Origin of the sequence: Bradyrhizobium embrapense, from assembly GCF_001189235.2 — a bacterium.
In the GTDB taxonomy this organism is placed as follows: Bacteria; Pseudomonadota; Alphaproteobacteria; order Rhizobiales; family Xanthobacteraceae; genus Bradyrhizobium; species Bradyrhizobium embrapense.
In genome coordinates, this window is record NZ_LFIP02000003.1 from 635,035 (window position 1) to 654,009 (window position 18,975).

Consider the following 18,975-nt stretch of genomic DNA (forward strand, 5'->3'; position numbering starts at 1 on the left):
CGCTGGAGGGAGCTGGCCGTGTCGTCGCTCGACATCGCACGAAGCATCGCATTCAGCGGCCTGTCTGCCACGCAGGTGCAGATCAGCGTGGCGTCGGCCAATATCTCCAATGCCGACACGAAGGGCTACACCGAGAAGACCGCAAATCAGAGCAGCAGCGTCACCTCTGGCGTCGGCACCGGCGTCACGATCTCGGGGATCACCAGCGCGGTCGACAAGCTGCTCCTGAAGTCGCTGGTCGGGGCCGATTCCGATCTCGGCGCCGCCGACACCAACAACAGCTATCTGACCGAGCTCCAGCAGCTCTACGGCAGCACGTCGAGCGGCGACAGTTCCACGACGGGCACGTCGCTGGCCAACACGATCGCTGCATTCGAGTCGGCGTTGTCCTCGCTCGCCAGCACGCCGAGCAGCGCGTCGCTGCAATCGAACGCCGTGAGCGCGCTCGCTGCGGTCACCAATCAACTGCAGCAGACCTCGAGCGGCATCCAGAAACTGCGCTCCAATGCCGATCAGGATATCGCTTCGTCGGTCACCGACATCAATTCCGACCTGCAGCAGATCTCCGACCTCAACAAGCAGATCAAGCAGGAAGCCGCCGCCGGCCAGTCGACCGCCGATCTCGAGGATCAGCGCAACAGCGCGCTGCAGGACCTCGCGTCGCAGATGAATGTGAGTTATTTCACCAATTCGAGCGGAGATCTGCAGGTCTATACCGGTTCCGGGCAAGCGCTGGTCGACAGTACGGCGCACCCGCTGGGCTATACGGCGGCGCCCGGCGTCACGGCGTCGACGACGTATGTCGCGGGATCGGCGACGAGCGGCTTCAGCGGCATCACGGTCAACGGGGTCGACATCACCTCGCAGATCTCCTCCGGCAGGGTCAGCGCCCTGATCACCCTGCGCGACCAGACCTTGCCGGCCGCGCAGTCGCAGCTTGACGAGCTTGCTCAGCAGCTGGCCTCGAGCGTGAATGCTGTATCGAACCAGGGCTCATCGGTGCCGCCGCCGACAAGTCTGTCCGGTACGGCGACTGTCAGCAATTCGACATCGTTCGCGGGCACCGGCACGGTACGTATCGCAGTCGCCGACAAGAGCGGCAATCTCGTATCGTATCAGGATATAGACCTATCGGCATATTCGACGGTGGGGGCTCTTGCCGCCAAGATCAACACCATCCCGGGCGTGTCGGCATCGGTCGATGGCAACGGACATTTGTCGATCTCGGCGACCGGGTCCGGCAATGGCATTGCCATCAACCAGATGACGAGTTCGGTCGGCGGTGAGGGATTTTCCCGGTATTTCGGGCTCAATGACCTGATCACGGGGACCAGCGCGTCCAACATCGGGGTGCGCAGCGACATCCTCAGCGGCACCGCGGCCCTGCCGACGGCGACGCTCGATGCGTCATCCACGCTCACGGTCGGAAATTCGGTGCTGTCGGCGGGCTCGGCGACGGTGGTGAACGCGCTGTCGAGCGCGCTGGCGGGGTCGACCAGCTTCGCGATGGCGGGTGGTCTCGGCGCCACGACCGGCTCCTTCACCGACTATGCGGCAGCGATCGTTGCCAACGTCGCCGGCAAGGCCAGCCAGGCATCGGCAACCTACACGTCCAAGCAAACCGCACAGTCGACCTATGCGAATTCGCTGTCGTCGCAGTCGGGCGTCAACATCGACCATGAAAGCGCGAATCTGAGTGCGTTGCAGAACAAGTACGCTGCCGCATCCCAGATCATTACGACCATCAATTCCATGTTCTCGGCGCTGATGACCGCGATGGGCACAGCCTGAGTGTGAGGGCGTTGTCATGATGATGCGTGTTGCCACCTTCGCGCAATCGGAGCAGATGATATCAAGCGCGTTGCGCGTGCAGTCGGTGATGGCCAACGAGCAGGTCCAGGAGTCCTCCGGGCTGCAATCCGAGGATTTCGGCGGCTACGGTTCCGGCGCCGGGCGCGTGATCAATCTGCAGGTCTCGGTAACGCGCGCCCAGTCCTATATCGATGCCGGCAATCTCGCCGACAACAAGGTGCAGGCGATGTATTCGGCGGTTGGTTCGGTGACCGATATCATCACGCAGCTGCGGACCCAGCTCAGCGCCGCCACGACCGGCAGCAGCACGGCGACGGCATCGGTGATCAACTATGCCCAGCAGGCGATCTCGCAGATGCAGGGGCTGCTCAATACTCAGTATGACGGCGAATATGTCTTCAGCGGCGCCCGCACCGACACCGCGCCCGTTGATCTGTCGAGCTACGACACCGGCACGGGCTCGCTGACGACATCGGACACCAGCTACTACAAGGGCGACAGCGAGATCGCGTCGGTACGTGTTTCGGATAGCCAGTCGGTTTCTTACGGAGTCACCGCCGACAATCCTGCCTTCGAGCAGGTCCTGCGGCTGCTGAAATACGTCGGCAACAGCACGACGTTGTCGTCGAGCGTTATCTCGCAGGCGCTCAACCTCGCCAGCACTGCGCTGGATGCAACGTCGACGGTGCAGGCAAAGCTCTCGACCGCGGCATCGCAGATCGAGACCGCCAGCACGGACCAGAGCGACTACCAGAATTTCGCCAAGACCCTGTCGACCAACCTGACCGGCGTCGACGTCGCGGCGGTGACGGCGCAGCTCTCGACCTATCAGGCGCAGCTGACGGCGTCCTATTCGGCGATCGCCAAGATCCAGAGCATGAACCTGGCGAGCTACCTGCGATAGCAGGCCGTCGCCGGCGTCATCGGTTCAGGATCTTCAGCCAGACATCGCCGAGGATGATCGGCTCGCGCGGAGCGAGCCAGGTGAGGCCTGCGGCCTTGCCAAGCTCGGCGATGGCGCCTTTGGCCTGCAGGTCGGACAGCACCTTGTTGACGGCCTCCAGGAGTGCCTTGTCGGTCTCGAGCGCGACGTAACCGCGGTTGGCGCCGATCGGATAGTAATAGCCGGAGGCGGTGATCCTGGTGTCGGGATGAGCAGCGCGGTAGGCGTCGAACCGGCGCAGGTCGAGCAGGGTGGCGTCGAATTCACCGCGCTCCAGCTCTCCCAACAGGTCGCTGCGCCCGGGGACGAGGTGGGTGATGTCTTCGATCAGCTTTCCCTTGTCGAAGGTCATCAGGATGGCGTCGCCCAGCGTGCCGCTTTCGATCGCGAGGCGCAGGCCGGCGAGATCGCCGATGTCGGCGATCTTGCGGTCCTTGAGGCGCTCCTTGGCCTTGGGGCCGAGCACGACGGTCATCGGCGAATAGATATAGGGCTGGCTTGGCGCCAGCACCCCGATCGGGATCCGCCGGCGGCGGTCGTCGCGGGTGGCACCGTCGAAGTCCGGCAGCTTGGCCGTCGCGACGCCCGGGGCCTTCAGGGAGTCCGAGGTGAGCGCGTATCCGCCGACCAGCGCGCACCGTCCGTCCGACAGCAGCGCGTTGGCTTCCAGCGCGGGGCTCGAATCCTCGTCGAGCTTGCTCTCGAACCATTGGATCTTGAGCGGCCGCCCGAGCCGCTCGGCGATCACTTGCGCGAGCGCGACATCGAAGCCGGCATCCGGCTTGCCGCGAAGATGCGCCGACAACGGGGGCAGATCCTCATCGAGGCATACTTTGAGCGGCGCGTCGGCGGCCTGCGCCGCCGCAATGGCGAGAAGCCAAGCCGTCGCCGCGCCCGCTACCAGGGCTCTCATTGGCTCCTCCGGCTCGACAGGAAGGCCCAGACGTCGGCGATCTCCTGCTCGCTCAGGATGTCGGCCCAGGGTGGCATCTTGCCGTTCTTGCCTTGCTTCACGGTGGTCACGAAGCGGGTCTTGTCGCCGGGAAACGCGCGCAGGTCCGGCGTGATGGTGCCGGAGTTGACCATGTTGGGCCCATGGCAATGCGAGCAGTTCTTGGCGTAGGTGACCTTGCCCTGGTCGGTCTGACCCTCAAGGTCGATTGCACTGGCTTGCTGTGCGGCTGCCGGGATCAACGTGATCAAGGTTGCCGCGACGGCGGCGAAGATCGCCGCCGTCAACAGGGTTACTCGTTCAGTCACGTGTGCTCCGCGCTCAGTTCTTGACCGCGAACACCCACAGCGAGCCGCCGGGTGGGACCTTGGCGAGCCGCTCGTCGCCCGAGAACAGCGAATAGACGCCGCCATAGCCCGAGGTGACGGCAACATATTGCACGCCGTCCTGCTGCCAGGTTACCGGTTGTCCTTCGATGCCCGAGCCGGTCTGGAACTGCCAGAGCTTCTTGCCGTTGTCGGCGTCGAACGCCTCGAACTCGCCGGTCAACTGACCGGAGAACACCACGCCGCCGGCCGTGGAGAGCACGCCGGAGAAGCGCGGAATATCGCTCGGCGCTTCCCACTTCGCCTTGCCAGTCATCGGATCGATCGCCTTGAGATGGCCGCGCGGTCCGGTGCCCCATTCCCAGGGATCGGTGAGGTCCATGCCGAGATACCACTCGCCCTGCTTGAACGTCACCGGTTCGGCCTTGTACTTGCCGCCGAAGGCGAGCGTGTTGGCGTAGGCGAGGCCGGTCTGCGGATTGAACGACATCGGCTCCCAGTTCTTGCCGCCGAGGATCGACGGGTAGACCGTAACCTTCTTGCCGTCACGCGCATCCTTGGCAACGTCGGTCTCGATCGGGCGTCCGGTCTTCAGGTCCACTCCGGTGGCCCAGTTGACGTTGACATAGGGATTGGCCGCGAGCAGCTTGCCGTTGGTGCGGTCGAGCACGTAGAAGAAGCCGTTTCGGTTGGCGTCCATCAGCACCTTGGTCGGCTTGCCCTCGACATTCATGTCGGCGAGCACCATCTCGGCCACCGAGTCATAGTCGAACGGATTGTTCGGCGAGAACTGGTAGTGCCATTTGATCTTCCCGGTCTTCGGATCGAGCGCGAGAACCGAGCAGGTGTAGAGGTTGTCGCCAGGACGCACCGCCGAGTTGAACGGTCCGGGATTGCCGATGCCCCAATACACGGTGTTCAGTTCGGCATCGTAGGAGCCGGTGATCCAGGTCGATCCGCCGCCCAGTTTCCAGGTGTCGCCCTTCCAGGTGTCGCCACCGGGCTCGTCGGGAGTGGGGATCGAGTAGGTACGCCAGAGCTTCTTGCCGGTTGCCGGATCCCAGCCGTCGATGAAGCCGCGGGTGCCGAATTCGGCGCCGGAGATGCCGGTGATCACCACGCCGTCGGCGACCAGAGGCGCCACCGTCATCGAGTAGCCTTCCTTGATGTCCGCAGCCTTTTCGCGCCACAGCTCCTTGCCGGTCTTGGCATCGAGCGCGATCACATTGGCATCGAGGGTGGTGCGGAACAGCTTGCCGTCATACAAGGCCGCGCCGCGATTGATGATGCCGCAGCAGACGATACGCGGCGTCTCGGCGGGATACTCGACCTTCGTCTTCCAGATCTGCTTGCCGGTCTTGGCGTCGATCGCAATCGTGGCGTTGTGCGTGGTGACGTAAAGGACGCCCTGGTAGACGAGCGGCTGCGATTCCTCGCTGCGGTCGTCGTTCAAGCTGTAATTCCAGACCGGGACCAGATTCTTGACGGTGTCCTTGTTGATCTGGTTCAGCGTCGAAAAGCGCTGAAGGTTGTAACCCATTCCATAATTGAGAACGTTCGATGTATCGGTCGCACCCTTGACCAACTGCTCGTTGGTCTGAGCGCTTGCACCATACGATGCAAGAATCACGAGGCTTGCGGCCAGCGCAATGCGTCTCATCATATCCTCCCAATGAACCTTTTTCCGCACGCCTATTCCTGACGTTGCGGACGGAACCATCCCCCTGAAACCAAAACGGGTCAATACGAAAACGTGAACGAACCCCATCGGCCTCGAGAGGCCGGTCGAAAGCCTCAGGTTTTCGCTGATGCGTCCGTAGCTTACCGTCGCGTGGCATACGCAACGCCATGGGCGACCCGCCGCTATGCCGCAGCGCGAACGGTTCGATCAGCTCGATGGCGCGCGCGGACAGGCACTCGGACGTGGCCTGGTGCCCCGCTTGTCCGGCGGCACGTTGCAATTGTCGATGCGCTGCTCATCGGTCCATTTGCGTCCGAGCCGCTCCTTGCCGGTGAGCGTGCGCTGCTGGGTAACCTCCGCCGATGGGGCGGGGGCCCGGTCCTGCGCGGACACGGGCGCGGTCAGACCGAGCGCAACGAGGCAGCCCAACGTGGTCCTGCAAACATGGCTCATGGTCACCTCGCGCGTTCTGGTGCATTGCGATCGGCACGGCGCCACAGATGATCCGTGAGGCCATCCGTTTCCACCCGAAACCCGACAGGCGATCGCCGCTCAGACCAACTGTAGGAACTGCGCCGAAGCTGCTATGGTGGGCTTCGAAGGACCTGCTCCGTAACCTCGGCGGAGCCGCACTGAAGGGAGACCAGTGATGATTTCGCGCCGCTCGCTTGCCTTGACCTTGGCCATGGCCGTCCTGTCAGGTCCCGCCTTGGCGGCATCGGGCGGACGCGGCGCGCTCAAGATGCTCGATCCCGACAATGACGGCACGGTCGACCTTGCCGAGGCCAAGAAAGCTGCCGCCGATCTGTTCGCGAAGCTCGATCCCGATCACGACGGCACGCTCGATGTGCGCGAACTGCGCGGACGGCTGACTGCGAAAGAGCTCAAGATGGCGGATCCGGATCACGACGGCACCCTGACGCTCGACGAATATCTCGCGGTGGTCGAGCAGCGGTTCAAGGCCGCCGATCCCGACAATGACGGGACGCTGGATGCGAAGGAGTTGAAGTCGCGCGCCGGCCGGGCGCTGCTGCGCCTGCTCAAATAGGTCCGTGCCTGTGGGCTGTGCTGCGCGGACTCCGGCGACGGGCGCCGGATTCCGCGCACAACAAAAAAAGTTGCGATTTCGCTCTTGGGCAAGACGCCGCCGGCGCGATCGGGTCTGCTTATCGGTGCGTCGCCGCCCGGCAGGCGGAAAATGCCTGACAGAACAGTGTCGGGGTTTCCCAGTCGTATCAAAGCCGGGCGGACGTCAGCGAGCCGTCGTCCGTTTCGGCATGTCCAGCAGCGAAGTCGGTCCTTACCCGGCCGGCTTGCAGCCTGGAACAGCCAGCCCTAGCTTGCCGCGCGGCGCGACGCTTGCGCCAACTTATACTTGGGAGAAGGAAATGGCCTGGAAAACACCGAAGATCGTCGAAGTGCCGGTCGGCATGGAAATCAACATGTACGCCTGCGCAGCGCGCAAGTAATCCGAGACAAGTAACGCGAGGCAGCCTGCCCGGCCCGAGCAGCTTGCTGCATCGAGCCGCGGCAGGCGTCTTCGCGGCCGCGATGCTGCCGCGCGAATTTCCCGCAGGTCCCTCCCACGACAGGTTGAGATCGAGACCACCGGCACGATTGGCGGGCCGTCCTGCTTTGGCCTACAGTGCGGCTTAAGGCGGTGGTCCGGGGACGATGAGTTTCGAAATCAGGCGAGGGCGTTGGGTGGGCGTGCTGGGCGCGGCGATTGCCGGCGTCGCGGCCGTGCTGCCGCTCGGCGCCTACGCCGAGGGCTTTGATACCGAGCACATCTTCGGCTTCATGATCGGCTCCGATGTGGGCGACGTCGGCGAGCGGGAATTTCAGAGCCAGACCACCGGACGCTTCGCCAAGGACGGCGGCCGCTATCGTGCGCTCAATCAGGAGATGGAGCTCGAGCTCGTTCCGGCGCCGAACTTTCGTGTCGAGCTCGGCACGTCCTTCGGCGCTTACGATATCAATCGCGTTCCGGGCTTTGACGATCGCCGCCAGTTGTCGTGGCAAAGCGTGTCGGTCGATTTTCGTTATCGCTTTCTCAATCGTGAGGCGACGCCCTTCGGCATGACGGTCGCGCTGGAGACGCGCGCCGGCCGCGTCGATGAAACGACGGCTGCGGCAGTCCGCAGCTACGGCACCGAACTCACGGTGGCGTTCGACCGCGAGGTGATTCCGAATCTGGCTGTGGCGGCCCTGAACGTCAGCTATGAGCCGGAATGGACGCGGATGCCGCGCACCGGCACCGCAGAGCAGGATGCCACGATCGGCATCGCGTTTGGCCTGATGGCCAAGGTGCGGCCGGATATCCTGATCGGGGGCGAAGCGCGCTATTTCAGGAAGTATGACGGGATCGGCCTGGATGAACTGTCCGGGCAGGCGCTGTTCATCGGTCCCACCGCCTATTTCCAGCTCTCGGAGCGTTCGCGCCTGACTGCGACCTGGAGCGTGCAGGCCTGGGGGCAGCGGGCCGGCAGCAATGCCGCCGTCGACCTGGTCAATTTCGAGCGCCACCAGGCGCGGCTGGTGTACGGTCTGAATTTCTAGAGCCGGGTTCCCAGCGCCTTTCACGGGCCTGTGAAACTCAGGCCTGGCTGATTACGTATTTCCTCGTGTTATCTATTTCGTGAGCACGCTTAGGGATCGCGCATGAATCCGATTGATCTGATCGTCACCGTATGTGCCGTGCTGTCGCCGGCCACCTGCGAGGAGCAGCATCTGGTGTTCAACTGGAACGGTTCGCTGCAGCAATGCGCCATGGCCGCACCGCCCTACATCGCGCAATGGGTCGGCGAGCATCCGAAATGGACCGCGGTGCGATGGCGCTGCGAATATCCGCACGCCAACGATCGCGCCGGTTCGGACGGCAAGCCGACGGTGGGCTAGCTGCTATTTGCTGCAATCCTTCAGGTCCTTGTCGGATACCGAAAACACGGCGTCGGCCTTGATCTCGATATCGCGAACCAAGCACTGCCGGGCGCCGCTGTAGCCGACCTTGGCATCGTAGCGGCCGGGCTCTACGCCGGTGATGCGCAGGCGCTCGTCGTGGTCGACTTCCTTATCCTTGTCGTTGAGCGTCTGGTTCGGACCCCACTCGTTCTTGCCCGCCGGCGACAGCTCGAAGCTTGAAATCGTGGCGCTGGTCAGATTCCACAACCGAATGCCCTTGCCCTTGCTTTGGGCGAGCACTGTGGCCGGCAGCACAAGCAACGCAACACCAACAGCAATCAACGCACGCGGCATCCAACCTCTCCCTTACGCTTTCGTCCAAGGATGACGGCGTCTCACATATTTGCAAGGTCCAACTGTGAAAGCTGACGCTTGATTTCGCCGATCTCCGGCTCGCTGCGCGTTGCGCGCGGCACGGCAATGGTCTCGACGTGAAGGATTCGGGCCGGTCGCGGCGACAGGAAGAAAAGTCGGTCGCCGAGGCGGACTGCGTCGTCGAGATCGTGGGTGACCAGCAGCGTCATCATCTTCCGGCTGGCGACCAGCGTGGCGACCTGGTCGCGTAACCGTCCCGCGAGGGCATTGTCGAGCGAGGCCAGCGGCTCGTCGAGAATCAGGAAATCCGGCTCGATCGCAAAGGCGCGGGCGAGCGCGACGCGGCGCGCCAGGCCGAGCGACAACTCGCCGGGAAAATGGTTGCGATGTGCGCTCAAGTCGAGCACCTCGAACAGCGCCGACAGCGTGCCGTCATCGGCGTCAGGTGCGGCGATCCGCACATTCGCCTCCACAGTGCGCCAGGGCAACAGCCGCGGCTCCTGGAACACCATGCCAAGGCGCATGCCGGGCGAGCGTGTGACGTGGCCCTGATAGTTGCCATCGAGCCCGGCGAGGATCCTAAGCAGGGTGCTCTTGCCGCAACCCGACGGACCGAACAGCACGCCAACCTCGCCGGCGTTGAGCGTGAAGGTGACGTTGTCGAGCACGTCGTGCCGCTTTCCGGCCGCGCTTGCAAAGCTCTTTCCTGTAATCTTGACCTCAAGCTGCACGGAGCCGCCACCGCGTTAGCCTGGTTTCAAACGGCTGCACCATCAAGGTCTCGATGACGAGCACGACCCCGGCAAAGCTCAGCGAGTAGGCGAGCAGCAGCGGGATGTCGAACAGCTGGAAGGCGACGCCGATCTCGAAGCCGACGCCGTTGGGCCGGCCGAGATATTCGGCGACCAGCACGATCTTCCAGACCAGCGACAGCCCGGAGCGCGCGGCGGCCGCGATGTAGGGCGCAAGCTGCGGCAGGACCACATGCCGGAAGGCGCGGCCGCGCGGCAAGGCAAACGCGGTTGCCATCTCGTCGAGCGCAGGGTCGAGCGCGCGGGCGCCCTCGCGCAAGGTGACGACGGCGGTCGGCAGCTTGTTGATGGCGATGGCCGCGATCGCAGCGACCTCGGTCAGCCCGGCCCAGATATAGGCCAGCACGATGACGACCAGCGCGGGCAGATTGAGCAGCAGGATCAGCCAGGGGTCGCCAAGGCGGTTGGCGAGCGACACGCGGCCCATCAGATAACCGATCGCCGAGCCGAGCGCCATCGCGAGGGTGAAGGCCAGCGCGACGCGCGCCAGCGTCGCGCCGAGATTGACGAACAGCGCACCCGATCGCGCTTCGGCCACGAGCACCGACAGCACCGCCGGCGGTGCCGGCAGCTTCGCATCGCCGATCAGGAGCGAGGCGAGCCACCAGGTCGCGATGAACAGCACGAAGGACAGGAGGCGCAACACCGCTAGTCTCCCGGGATCGCTTGATAGAACGTGCCGGGATCGAGCTCGGTCGCGGTGCCGACGAGATCGCGGCCGCCGAGCTGGGCCAGCACCCGGTAGAGTAAGCGCGCATCCGCCTCTTCGTCGGGGATCGGACGGCGCGGGATGCCCTCGCGGTAGCGGTCGCGATAGGCGTGCAGCGTTGCCGCATCCTGCGCGCCGGTCAGCGGCGCGATCGTGTCCCATTCGGCATCCGAGGTCGCCAGAATCTCCTTCGCGGCACGCGTCACGGCGATGAAGCGGGCCACCAGATCCTTGTTGGCGTTGGCCCAGGCCTCGTCGAACACATAGCCGATCATCGCGATGCGGCCCTTGCTGCCGAGCTTTTGCAGGATCTCTTCCATGCCGGCGAGCCGGCGAAAGCCTTTGGCCTCCAGCGCAGCGCAGAAATTCCAGTAGTTGAGCGTCGCGTCCATCTCGCCGCCGAGGGCCTTGGCGGCGAGCAGCGGCGGCGCGCCGTAGACGATGGTCGCCTGCGACTTCAGGTCGACGCCGTCCTGCTTCAATGCGGCCTGCAGCAGCAGCCAGTTCTTGTCGATCGCGCCGCCGGCAACGGCAAGCTTGCGCCCCTTGAGATCGGCGAGCGTCTTGAGCGTCGAGTCGGCCGGCACCATCACGGCGCCGAGCGCGCTCGAATAGGGATAGAACTGCAGCCTGGCGCCGAGCGAACGTTCGCGCGACACCCAGGGCCAGTCCGACACCATCACGTCGGCCGAGCCGGAGCGCAACGCGATCTTGCCGGCCTCGGGGCTGGCCAGCTCGACGATATCGATCGACAGGTTGGCCTTCTTGTCGAGACCATGGGAGCGGATGACGGCCAGTTCCCAAGCCAGCGTTCCGGTCTTCTGCGCTGCAACGCGGATGGTCTCCGCGTTGCACGAGGTGCCGAACTGCATGACCGCCAGAATTGCCGCAGCCAACACCGTGCGTACAGAGATGATCATCGTTTGTTGAGCCACTTCCCCGAATGTTTTCTTTTCTGATCAACACCCATAGCATAGCTTGCGGCAAGAGAAGAGGAAGCACGACCATGGCAGGAGCTGGCATGCTACGACCGATTGTCGCCGTCCTGGTGCTTGGCGGGACGGCCATCGGCGTGCGGGCCCAGGAGACCAACGACTATCCGACCTCGGCGCGGGCTGAATATGTATTCGGCTGCATGAAGGCCAACGGCGAATCCCGCCAGTCGATCGAACAATGTTCCTGCTCGATCGACGTGGTCGCCTCGATCATCCCCTATGATCGCTACGTCACCGCCGAAACCGTGCTGAGCATGTCCCAGGTGCGCGGCAATCTGGGTGGCCAGTTCCGCTCGTCCGAGCAGGCGGCGAACGCTCTCAGCGACCTCAGACGGGCGCAGGCCGAGGCCGAAGTGAGGTGCTTCTAACCCCTATCGTGCGGCGCGAACGCGTCAGGTCCCGGGATTCTCGACCTTCCATTCGTGGTCGAAGACGTGGCCGTCAGTGTCCTTGGCCTCGGCGCGGACGTGCTTGGCCCCATTCGAAACGTAGGTGAAGCGGATGTTGGGGTCCTCTGAAATCGAGATTCCGCCTTCCATCGTGAGCACCGGACTGTCGTCCTGCCAGATGTGCAGCTCATTGATGAAGAAGGCCGGGATATAGAGCTGCGTGACCTGGTCCATCTGCAGGCCCGAATTGTTCGGGTGCCCGATCATGATCTGGGCCTCCCGCGTGCTCGTCGCCGGCCCCTGTTCGGACGTCGCGAATTGCCGGTAGCGCATCTGGCCGAGCCGGTTCTTCGCTTCCTCGACATTCTTGCCGGCCGGCGCGGAGCAGCCGCCGGATGCTTTCACATACACCTTGCTGACATAGAGTTTGCCGTCGCTGAGCTCTGCGACGGCGTGCACATTGGTGTAGTTGTTGACACGGACGCGGGTCGAGATCTCGGTGACGTTGGCGTCCGGCCCCAGCGTGAACTTCGCGGCCATCGGCGCCGGGTTCTCGTCGATCACAAGCGTGATGGCGACGACGCGGCGGCTGTCGCCTGGCTGCAGCTTGGTGCGCAACGTCACCGGAACGATTGCCGCGTCTTCCGCGCGCGCCGGCATCTCGATGCCGATGACATCGTTGCCGTCATTCATTGGACGATTGCTGAAGATGTCCTGGACGAGGCCCGGCCAGGGATCATAGCTCTCGGCTGCCGGCGCAGCCGGTATCCCCAGCGCGATCGCGAGCAGGCTGGCGATGCAAAGCAGGCGGGCGCGAGGTCCAGTCATGTTCGCGAGATCCTATGCAGCCACGTCACTATAGGACGAACAGCTACTCCCATTCAATTTCCGAGAATGCTGCAGTTGCGTTGCGCGCGTTGTAATCGTCGAACAATTGCCAGCGTGACCGCTCGGCCGCCGCGGCGTGCGCCGCCGCAGCCGTGATCGGTTTGCCGCCTGCAATCAGCGCGCGGACGTCCGAGGCAAGCGTCTGAAGATAACGCCGCTCGTCGGCCAGCGCTGCAGGCCACGCACTCACGGGTCCGTGACCGGGAACCACGCGCTCGGCGGGAATAGCCTGGAGGCCGTCGAGCGCGTGCAGCCAGCCCTTGAGGCTGCCGTCGATCACCGGAATATGGTCGAGGAACACCAGATCGCCGGCGAACAGGGTGCCGGTGCGTTCATCGAACACCGTGAGGTCGTTGTCGCTGTGCGCGGGTGGCCATGCCTTCAAAGTGAGGGTCCGTCCGCCGAGGTCGAGCTTCAGCGTGTCCGCGACCAGCACGGTCGGCGGAATGATCTTTACTTCGTCGATCAACGCATCGCCCATGGTCCGGCGAAAGCCGTCGAGATAGAATTGCCCGCGTGCCGCGAGCGCTTGCGGCAGGGCCTTGTGGCCGACGAAGCTGGTCTCGTCGGCCACGAAGGCCGCGTTGCCGAAGCTATGGTCCGGATGCGCGTGGGTGTTGATGACGTAGCGGATCGGCTTGTCGCTATGGCTGCGCACCGCGGCGAGCAATTGCCGCCCTTCGCGGGCGCTGCCGCCGGTGTCGATGACGGCAATGGCGCTGTCGCCGACCACGAAGCCGACATTGGCGATGGCGCCTTCGTTGTCGCGTGTCATCAAGGAGGTCGCCCCGATGTGAACGAATATTCCGGGGGCGACTTCGCTCACAGGCAATTCCGCCTGTTGAGCCCGCGCTATGGTCGGCGCCCAAAGCATCAGGAGCAGCGCAAGCACCGAACCGCCATGAGCCATGTTTCCGCCTCAGTTTCTCCGGGACGCGCGATCGATGTCGCCGCGCTCCCGTTTGCGCTGCAACAAGCAACGCGGCACCGTCGCGATCATTATCCCTGTTGCACGTCATGGTGCGTCGGGCAATTGGTGGATGGCGGCAATCTGCCCGATCAAGAGGAGATCGCGTAATGAGAGTTATCGGATGCCGTCCTGTTCTGCTCGCGCTTGCCGGCTTCATCGTCTGTCTCGCCGGCCGCGACGTCGCACGTGCGCAGGTCAGCGAGCAGGGCGAACTCTCCATCGAGCTGGTCGATCCCAAGGTGCTGCGCATCTGCGCCGATCCGCGCAACCTGCCGTTCTCGAATGACAAGGGCGAGGGCTTTGAAAACAAGATCGGCGAGCTGTTCGCCGAGAAGCTGCAGAAGAGGCTCGATTACATGTATTTCCCGCAGGCGACGGGCTTCGTGCGGGTCACGCTCGGCTCGCATCGCTGCGACGTGATCATGGGCTTTCCACAAGGTGACGACCTCGCGCAGGGGACCAATCCGTATTACCGCACGGCCTATGCAATCGTCGCCAAGCGGGGCAGTGGATTGGATGAGGTCACGACGCTCGAGGATGAGCGGCTGAAGGGCAAGCATATCGGCATCGTCGCCGGAACGCCGCCGGCGACGAACATGGCCATCAACGGCCTGATGACCAATGCGAAGCCTTATCCGCTGATGATCGACACGCGCTACGATTCCTCGGCCGAGGCGATGATGAACGACCTCGAAAAGGGCGAGATCGACGCCGGCATCCTGTGGGGGCCGATGGCCGGTTTCTACGCCAAGAGGGCGAACCCGCCGCTGCATGTCACGCCGCTGCTCAAGGAGACCACAGGACCCAAGCTGGTCTATCGCATCGGCATGGGCGTGCGGGCGTCCGACCAGAACTGGAAGCGGCAGCTCAATCGCCTGATCCAGGAGAACCAGCCGGCGATCAACAAGATTCTGCTCGACTTCGGCGTTCCGCTGCTCGACGAGAACGACCGTCCGATCGGGCCGGAGACCGCGACCAAATCGCCATGACCAGGCTCGCGGCCATGCTTGCGGTGATATTGCTCGCCGCTTCGCCTGTCTGCGCGCAGGACCATCCTGCAGAGCCCGACGGTTACCGAACCGAGGATTATCGCGCGCCAGTGCCGATCACGCTTGCCGGTGCGCGGGTGCTCGCGACCGCGGAAGCGGAAGCGATCTGGCGGGACAAGTCCGGCGCCTTCGTCGACGTGCTGCCGCGCGCGCCGAAGCCCAATCTGCCGGCCGGCACGGTATGGCGCGAGCGGCCGCATCGCGACATTCCCGGCAGCATCTGGCTGCCCGACACCGGCTACGGCAAGCTCGCCGCATCGACCGAGGACTATCTGCGACGCGGGCTGGCCCGCGCCTCCGGCGACGATCAGACCCGGTTGCTGGTGATCTACTGCCAGGAGAATTGCTGGATGTCGTGGAACGCGGCCAAGCGCGTGCTGTCGTACGGCTACCGCAATGTGGCGTGGTATCCGGAAGGAACCGACGGGTGGGAACGCGCCAATCTGCCGCTGGCGGATGCGGAGCCCGAGCCGCGCGAGGGCGAGCGGTGAGCCCGTCCTCACACGGCTGCGAAGCGCTCCAGCGAACTACTTCTGCTTGTCGAGCTTGTTGATGGTCTTGCCGTCGCCGTCCGCGGTGGTGAACGTTACCTTGTCACCAGCGTGAAGCTCCTCCAGCGACTGTCCCTTGGGCACCTTGTATTCCTGAATCGCGCCGCCGGCAGCGCCAACGGTGCCGCTCTGCGTCTGCTGGATCGAGATGGTTCCACTCAGTCGGTCAATCTTGGTGACCATTCCCGACATGGATTGCTGGGCCAAAGCCGCTGTGGTGATCAGGCTCGCGGCGGCGAGGCTGGTCATGACGATCTTGGCTGCTCTCATCGAGGTCTCCCAACTTCAGATATAGTTGGAGACAACGAGCGGGCGGGGCAGTTTGTTCCGGCGGCCTGTTGATGATCGCCGGGACGATCAGCCGCAGACCTAATCCAGCTCCTGCTGGATGGTGCGGCTCAACGCGAACAGCCGCTGGTCGATGATGGTCGGGACCTCGCAGACGAATTTCACCACGCGTCCGCGGTCCTCGAATATCCGGGTCTCCCAGACCAGCTGATTGCCGAGCTCGTCGACCTTGGCCTGGTCCGGCGGCGTGGCGTCCTGCAGCGCTTGCAGCTTGATCGTGTCGTCGCGGATCTTTTCCGCGGCCTCGCGCTGCTTGCGCATCACGCGCTCCAGCCCGTTCATGACCGAGGCCCGCTGGCCGTTGAGCGTATCGAACAGCCCGGCGAACAGCAGCTTTCCCGCATTGGCCTTGTCGGCTGCGGCGGCCGACAGGAACTCGGTGATCTCCTTCTGTGCATCCTCGAGCGGAACGCGGCGCGCCGCGAGCTTGGTCGCAAGTTGGCTGATCTTCGGATTGTCCCGCCATTTGGTCTCGGCATCGCCGAGCGGCGGCCCGGCCCAGACCGCGGCGAGCGAGATCTCGGGTACCTTGGCTTGTTGGCAGGGCCAGTCCGGGTAACGCGGGTCGGCGGCGAACGCGACCTGGTTCGACACAACCATCGCAAGCAGCGCGCCGAGGGCTGGCCGAAAGCCCGTCATGCCTCGCCTCCGCCGGGTCCGCGGCGCACCAGACCGCGCGACGGATCGTAGGCCAGGATCGCGCCGATCATGAACACCACCGTGCAGCCGCCGACCACCGCAAGCGAAACCCAGTTCATCTTGCCGTACAGCGCAAACCGGATCAGCTCCACCGCATGCGTGAACGGATTGCACTGGCAAACATAATACAGCATCGGGCTGCCTTCCTGCACGCGCCAGAGCGGGTAGAGGGCTGACGATGCGAAGAACATCGGGAAGATGACAAAGTTCATCACCCCGGCAAAATTCTCCAGCTGCTTGATGCTGGCCGAGATCAGCATGCCCAGTGCGCCGAGCATCAGGCCCGACAGCACCAGCGCTGGCAGCACGGTGAGGTAGCCGATGGTCGGCGGCGTGATGTCCCAGAACCATGCAATCAGCAGGAAGGCGTAGACCTGCAGCAGCGACACCGCAGTACCGGCGAGCAACTTGCAGAACAGCAGATAGCCGCGCGGCAGCGGGCTGACCAGCAGCGTGCGCATGTTACCCATCTCGCGGTCATAGACCATCGACAGCGAGGACTGCATGCCGTTGAACAGCTGGATCATCGCCATCAGACCGGGCGCGATATAGACCTCGTAGAGGATGTAGGTCTCATAGGGCGGGATGATCGAGATGCCGAGCACCTGACGGAAGCCGGCCGCGAAGATGAACAGCCAGACCAGCGGCCTGACCAGCGCCGAGACGAAGCGCTCGCGCTGGTGCAGGAAGCGCAGCGCCTCGCGCCAGACGATGCCGTTCAGGCAGACGATGTATTCCGACACCGAGAAGCCGCTTCGCTCAGGCGTGACCGTCGTGCTGCTCATGTTGGCGCTTTTCCGGTGAGGGTTGCCGTTCCGGTCACGCGCATGAAGGCGGTGTTGACGTCCTGGGCGCCGGCGTCGGCGATCACGCGCGACATCGGCCCGTGCGCCAGCATCCGGCCCTGATGCAGCACGACCAGGTCGTCGCCCGGCATGATCTCGTCGAACAGATGCGTCGCCCAGAGCACGCCGATGCCCTGTTCAGCAACGAGTTGCCGGACATGATCGAGAATGTCGGCGCGCGCCTTGACGTCGAGGCCGACGGTGGCCTCGTCGAGCAGCAGCAGCCTGGGACGGTGCAGCAGCGCGCGGGCGATCTCGAGCCGCCGCATCTGGCCGCCCGAGAGGTCGCGCACCTTGCTGGCCGCGCGGTCGGCGAGCCCGATGCGGCCGAGCACCTCGGCGCTGCGCAGCCGCGCCTCGCGCCGCGAGATGCCGTGCAACGCGGCGTGATAGAGCAGGTTCTGCGTCAGCGACAGATCGAGGTCGAGCGTGCGCGGCTGGAACACGACACCCATCAATCGCAGCGCCTCGCCCGGCGTCCGGCTGATGTCATGCCCGAAGATCTTGATCTGGCCGTTCTGGATGCCGAACAGTCGCGTCACCAGCGAAAACAACGTGCTCTTGCCGGCGCCATTGAGACCCAGCAACGCGGTGAAGCTCGCAGGCTCAACCGTGAAATTGACGTCGATCAGGGCGCGCCGCGGGCCGTAGCTGTGGCTGACATTGCCGATCGACAGCGCCGGCTGCACGACCGCTACGGGGCTTGCATCCGGCGAGGGCTGGCTCGCGATATGGGCGTCGGTTGCGGTCATGGCTGCGCGATCGTGATCCCCCAGGGCAGTTCGCCGACCTGAATGGTCTTGATCACCTTCTGGGATGCGACGTCGATCACCGAGACATCGTTGGAGACGCCGTTGGTGACCATCAGATATTTCTCGTCCGGGGTGAAATCCATGTGCCAGACGCGCTGGCCGACGAGGAGATATTTGAGCACCTTGTGGGTCGTGCCGTCGACCACCGCGACGCGGTTGGCAGGGCCGAGCGCAACGAACGCGGTCTTGCCGTCCTTGGTCATGCCGATGCCGACGGGCTGGATCGCCTCGTTGCGCAGCCCCGGGATGTCGAAGGTGATCTTGCCGGTCACCTCGCGCTTGACCGGATCGATGATCGACACCGTGCCACCGATCTCGGAAGAGACCCACAGTTCGGAGCCGTCGCGCTTGAACTGGGCAAAGCGCGGCCGTGAATCGACCAGCACATTGGCGACGATCTGGCGCGTCGTGGTGTCGATGAAATGCGCCATGTTGGTGGTTTCGGACGTGTTGATCAGGATCTTGCCGTCCGGGCTGATCGTCATGCCCTCGGGCTCGACGCCGACCTGGATGTCGCCGAGCCGGGCGCGCTTCTCCAGATCGATCACGGTGACCGTGTTGTCGTTCTCGTTGGCGACATACATGGTCTTGCCGGCGGCATCCTGGGTGAACAATTCCGGGTCGGGGCCGGAGGGCAGGGTGTCGACGATCTCCTGGGTCTTGGTATCGATCACCTGGATCGTGTCGTCGTCGCCGACAGCGACCATCACGAACTTGCCGTCGCGCGAGAACTCGATGCCGCGCGGCCGCTGGCCGACCTTGATGGTTTTGGTCACCGTCCAGCTGTTGGTGTCGATCACCGTGACGGTGTTGCCTTTCTCGTTGGAGACGTAGGCAACGAAGGCGGACGCCGGTGTCGCGGCAAGCCAAACGAGCATCCCGGTCAACAGGCAGCGGCGCCACATGTGCTTCATCTCC

At 64.2% G+C, this 18,975-nt stretch carries 25 protein-coding genes; 10 read left to right on the plus strand and 15 right to left on the minus strand.

All coding sequences use genetic code 11. The features are described from left to right. The first annotated feature begins 18 nt into the window (after positions 1–18). A complete protein-coding gene (flgK, locus tag AKN83_RS16985; RefSeq protein WP_050405225.1) occupies positions 19–1,791 on the plus strand; it encodes a flagellar hook-associated protein FlgK in 1,773 nt (590 codons plus the stop codon). A 16-nt stretch (positions 1,792–1,807) separates the two neighbouring features. Then, positions 1,808–2,716 (plus strand): flagellin, encoded by a 909-nt coding sequence (locus AKN83_RS16990; protein WP_050405226.1) that lies wholly within the window; start codon positions 1,808–1,810, stop codon positions 2,714–2,716. A gap of 16 nt (positions 2,717–2,732) precedes the next feature. On the opposite strand, the gene AKN83_RS16995 is transcribed toward AKN83_RS16990, so the two are convergent. From AKN83_RS16995 to AKN83_RS17010, 4 genes are all read right to left on the minus strand, one after another. After that, on the minus strand, positions 2,733–3,668 hold the full coding sequence (locus AKN83_RS16995) for a substrate-binding periplasmic protein (protein WP_050405227.1): 936 nt from the start codon (positions 3,666–3,668) through the stop codon (positions 2,733–2,735). Then, a complete protein-coding gene (locus AKN83_RS17000) occupies positions 3,665–3,958 on the minus strand; it encodes a c-type cytochrome (protein ID WP_244522023.1) in 294 nt (97 codons plus the stop codon). Before AKN83_RS17000 ends, AKN83_RS16995 begins: the two co-directional genes overlap by 4 nt. A gap of 70 nt (positions 3,959–4,028) precedes the next feature. Next, the gene (locus tag AKN83_RS17005) at positions 4,029–5,693 is read right to left on the minus strand and encodes a methanol/ethanol family PQQ-dependent dehydrogenase (protein ID WP_050405334.1); all 1,665 of its coding nucleotides are present in this window, start codon (positions 5,691–5,693) and stop codon (positions 4,029–4,031) included. A gap of 228 nt (positions 5,694–5,921) precedes the next feature. Beyond that, complete coding sequence (locus tag AKN83_RS17010) at positions 5,922–6,167, minus strand: hypothetical protein (protein WP_244522003.1); 246 nt, start codon at positions 6,165–6,167, stop codon at positions 5,922–5,924. A gap of 196 nt (positions 6,168–6,363) precedes the next feature. Between AKN83_RS17010 and lanM the strand changes: the two genes are divergently transcribed. From lanM to AKN83_RS17030, 4 genes are all read left to right on the plus strand, one after another. Continuing rightward, positions 6,364–6,762: a lanmodulin LanM gene (gene lanM, locus AKN83_RS17015; RefSeq protein ID WP_050405229.1), complete on the plus strand. Its 399-nt coding sequence runs from the start codon at positions 6,364–6,366 to the stop codon at positions 6,760–6,762. A gap of 340 nt (positions 6,763–7,102) precedes the next feature. Beyond that, a complete protein-coding gene (gene pqqA, locus AKN83_RS17020) occupies positions 7,103–7,183 on the plus strand; it encodes a pyrroloquinoline quinone precursor peptide PqqA (RefSeq protein ID WP_009031067.1) in 81 nt (26 codons plus the stop codon). Positions 7,184–7,424: 241 nt separating this feature from the next. Continuing rightward, positions 7,425–8,273 carry a DUF6662 family protein gene (locus AKN83_RS17025; RefSeq protein WP_050405336.1) on the plus strand — a complete coding sequence of 283 codons (849 nt, stop codon included), beginning with the start codon at positions 7,425–7,427 and terminating at the stop codon, positions 8,271–8,273. A 102-nt stretch (positions 8,274–8,375) separates the two neighbouring features. After that, a complete protein-coding gene (locus tag AKN83_RS17030) occupies positions 8,376–8,612 on the plus strand; it encodes a hypothetical protein (protein WP_050405230.1) in 237 nt (78 codons plus the stop codon). Positions 8,613–8,615: 3 nt separating this feature from the next. Here the strand turns inward: AKN83_RS17030 and AKN83_RS17035 are convergent, their stop codons facing one another. Genes AKN83_RS17035 through AKN83_RS17050 form a run of 4 tightly spaced genes read right to left on the minus strand, consistent with a single transcriptional unit; the run spans position 8,616 to position 11,383 of the window. Next, on the minus strand, positions 8,616–8,969 hold the full coding sequence (locus AKN83_RS17035) for a hypothetical protein (RefSeq protein ID WP_050405231.1): 354 nt from the start codon (positions 8,967–8,969) through the stop codon (positions 8,616–8,618). Between the two features lie 41 nt (positions 8,970–9,010). Then, entirely contained in the window at positions 9,011–9,721 is a 711-nt protein-coding gene (locus AKN83_RS17040) for an ABC transporter ATP-binding protein (RefSeq protein WP_050405232.1), read from the minus strand. Further along, the gene (locus tag AKN83_RS17045) at positions 9,711–10,448 is read right to left on the minus strand and encodes an ABC transporter permease (protein ID WP_050405233.1); all 738 of its coding nucleotides are present in this window, start codon (positions 10,446–10,448) and stop codon (positions 9,711–9,713) included. Before AKN83_RS17045 ends, AKN83_RS17040 begins: the two co-directional genes overlap by 11 nt. A gap of 2 nt (positions 10,449–10,450) precedes the next feature. Beyond that, positions 10,451–11,383 (minus strand): ABC transporter substrate-binding protein, encoded by a 933-nt coding sequence (locus AKN83_RS17050; RefSeq protein WP_172803577.1) that lies wholly within the window; start codon positions 11,381–11,383, stop codon positions 10,451–10,453. 149 nt (positions 11,384–11,532) lie between these two features. Between AKN83_RS17050 and AKN83_RS17055 the strand changes: the two genes are divergently transcribed. Then, positions 11,533–11,874: a hypothetical protein gene (locus AKN83_RS17055; protein ID WP_430641560.1), complete on the plus strand. Its 342-nt coding sequence runs from the start codon at positions 11,533–11,535 to the stop codon at positions 11,872–11,874. Between the two features lie 24 nt (positions 11,875–11,898). On the opposite strand, the gene AKN83_RS17060 is transcribed toward AKN83_RS17055, so the two are convergent. Next, a complete protein-coding gene (locus AKN83_RS17060; protein ID WP_050405236.1) occupies positions 11,899–12,723 on the minus strand; it encodes a quinoprotein dehydrogenase-associated SoxYZ-like carrier in 825 nt (274 codons plus the stop codon). A 43-nt stretch (positions 12,724–12,766) separates the two neighbouring features. Further along, entirely contained in the window at positions 12,767–13,657 is an 891-nt protein-coding gene (locus tag AKN83_RS17065) for a quinoprotein relay system zinc metallohydrolase 2 (RefSeq protein WP_430641565.1), read from the minus strand. On the opposite strand from AKN83_RS17065, the gene AKN83_RS40575 reads away from it, so the two are divergent. Genes AKN83_RS40575 through AKN83_RS17075 form a run of 3 tightly spaced genes read left to right on the plus strand, consistent with a single transcriptional unit; the run spans position 13,577 to position 15,293 of the window. Continuing rightward, entirely contained in the window at positions 13,577–13,861 is a 285-nt protein-coding gene (locus AKN83_RS40575; protein WP_172803549.1) for a hypothetical protein, read from the plus strand. The genes AKN83_RS17065 and AKN83_RS40575 overlap by 81 nt on opposite strands. After that, the gene (locus tag AKN83_RS17070) at positions 13,861–14,742 is read left to right on the plus strand and encodes a substrate-binding domain-containing protein (protein ID WP_050405238.1); all 882 of its coding nucleotides are present in this window, start codon (positions 13,861–13,863) and stop codon (positions 14,740–14,742) included. Before AKN83_RS40575 ends, AKN83_RS17070 begins: the two co-directional genes overlap by 1 nt. Then, positions 14,739–15,293, plus strand: a complete 555-nt coding sequence (locus AKN83_RS17075; RefSeq protein WP_050405239.1) for a PQQ-dependent catabolism-associated CXXCW motif protein — start codon at positions 14,739–14,741, stop codon at positions 15,291–15,293. The genes AKN83_RS17070 and AKN83_RS17075 overlap by 4 nt, the downstream gene beginning before the upstream one ends. Before the next feature lie 36 nt (positions 15,294–15,329). Here AKN83_RS17075 and AKN83_RS17080 read toward each other — a convergent pair whose 3' ends face one another. The 5 genes from AKN83_RS17080 to AKN83_RS17100 all read right to left on the minus strand — a co-directional run bounded on the left by AKN83_RS17080 (position 15,330) and on the right by AKN83_RS17100 (position 18,971). Beyond that, on the minus strand, positions 15,330–15,623 hold the full coding sequence (locus AKN83_RS17080; RefSeq protein WP_050405240.1) for a copper-binding protein: 294 nt from the start codon (positions 15,621–15,623) through the stop codon (positions 15,330–15,332). 99 nt (positions 15,624–15,722) lie between these two features. Further along, on the minus strand, positions 15,723–16,340 hold the full coding sequence (locus tag AKN83_RS17085) for a hypothetical protein (RefSeq protein ID WP_244522004.1): 618 nt from the start codon (positions 16,338–16,340) through the stop codon (positions 15,723–15,725). Beyond that, the gene (locus AKN83_RS17090; protein ID WP_050405241.1) at positions 16,337–17,185 is read right to left on the minus strand and encodes an ABC transporter permease; all 849 of its coding nucleotides are present in this window, start codon (positions 17,183–17,185) and stop codon (positions 16,337–16,339) included. The genes AKN83_RS17085 and AKN83_RS17090 overlap by 4 nt, the downstream gene beginning before the upstream one ends. After that, on the minus strand, positions 17,182–17,997 hold the full coding sequence (locus tag AKN83_RS17095) for an ABC transporter ATP-binding protein (protein WP_157113424.1): 816 nt from the start codon (positions 17,995–17,997) through the stop codon (positions 17,182–17,184). The genes AKN83_RS17090 and AKN83_RS17095 overlap by 4 nt, the downstream gene beginning before the upstream one ends. Further along, positions 17,994–18,971 carry a YVTN family beta-propeller repeat protein gene (locus tag AKN83_RS17100; protein WP_050405242.1) on the minus strand — a complete coding sequence of 326 codons (978 nt, stop codon included), beginning with the start codon at positions 18,969–18,971 and terminating at the stop codon, positions 17,994–17,996. Before AKN83_RS17100 ends, AKN83_RS17095 begins: the two co-directional genes overlap by 4 nt. Positions 18,972–18,975: the final 4 nt, after the last annotated feature.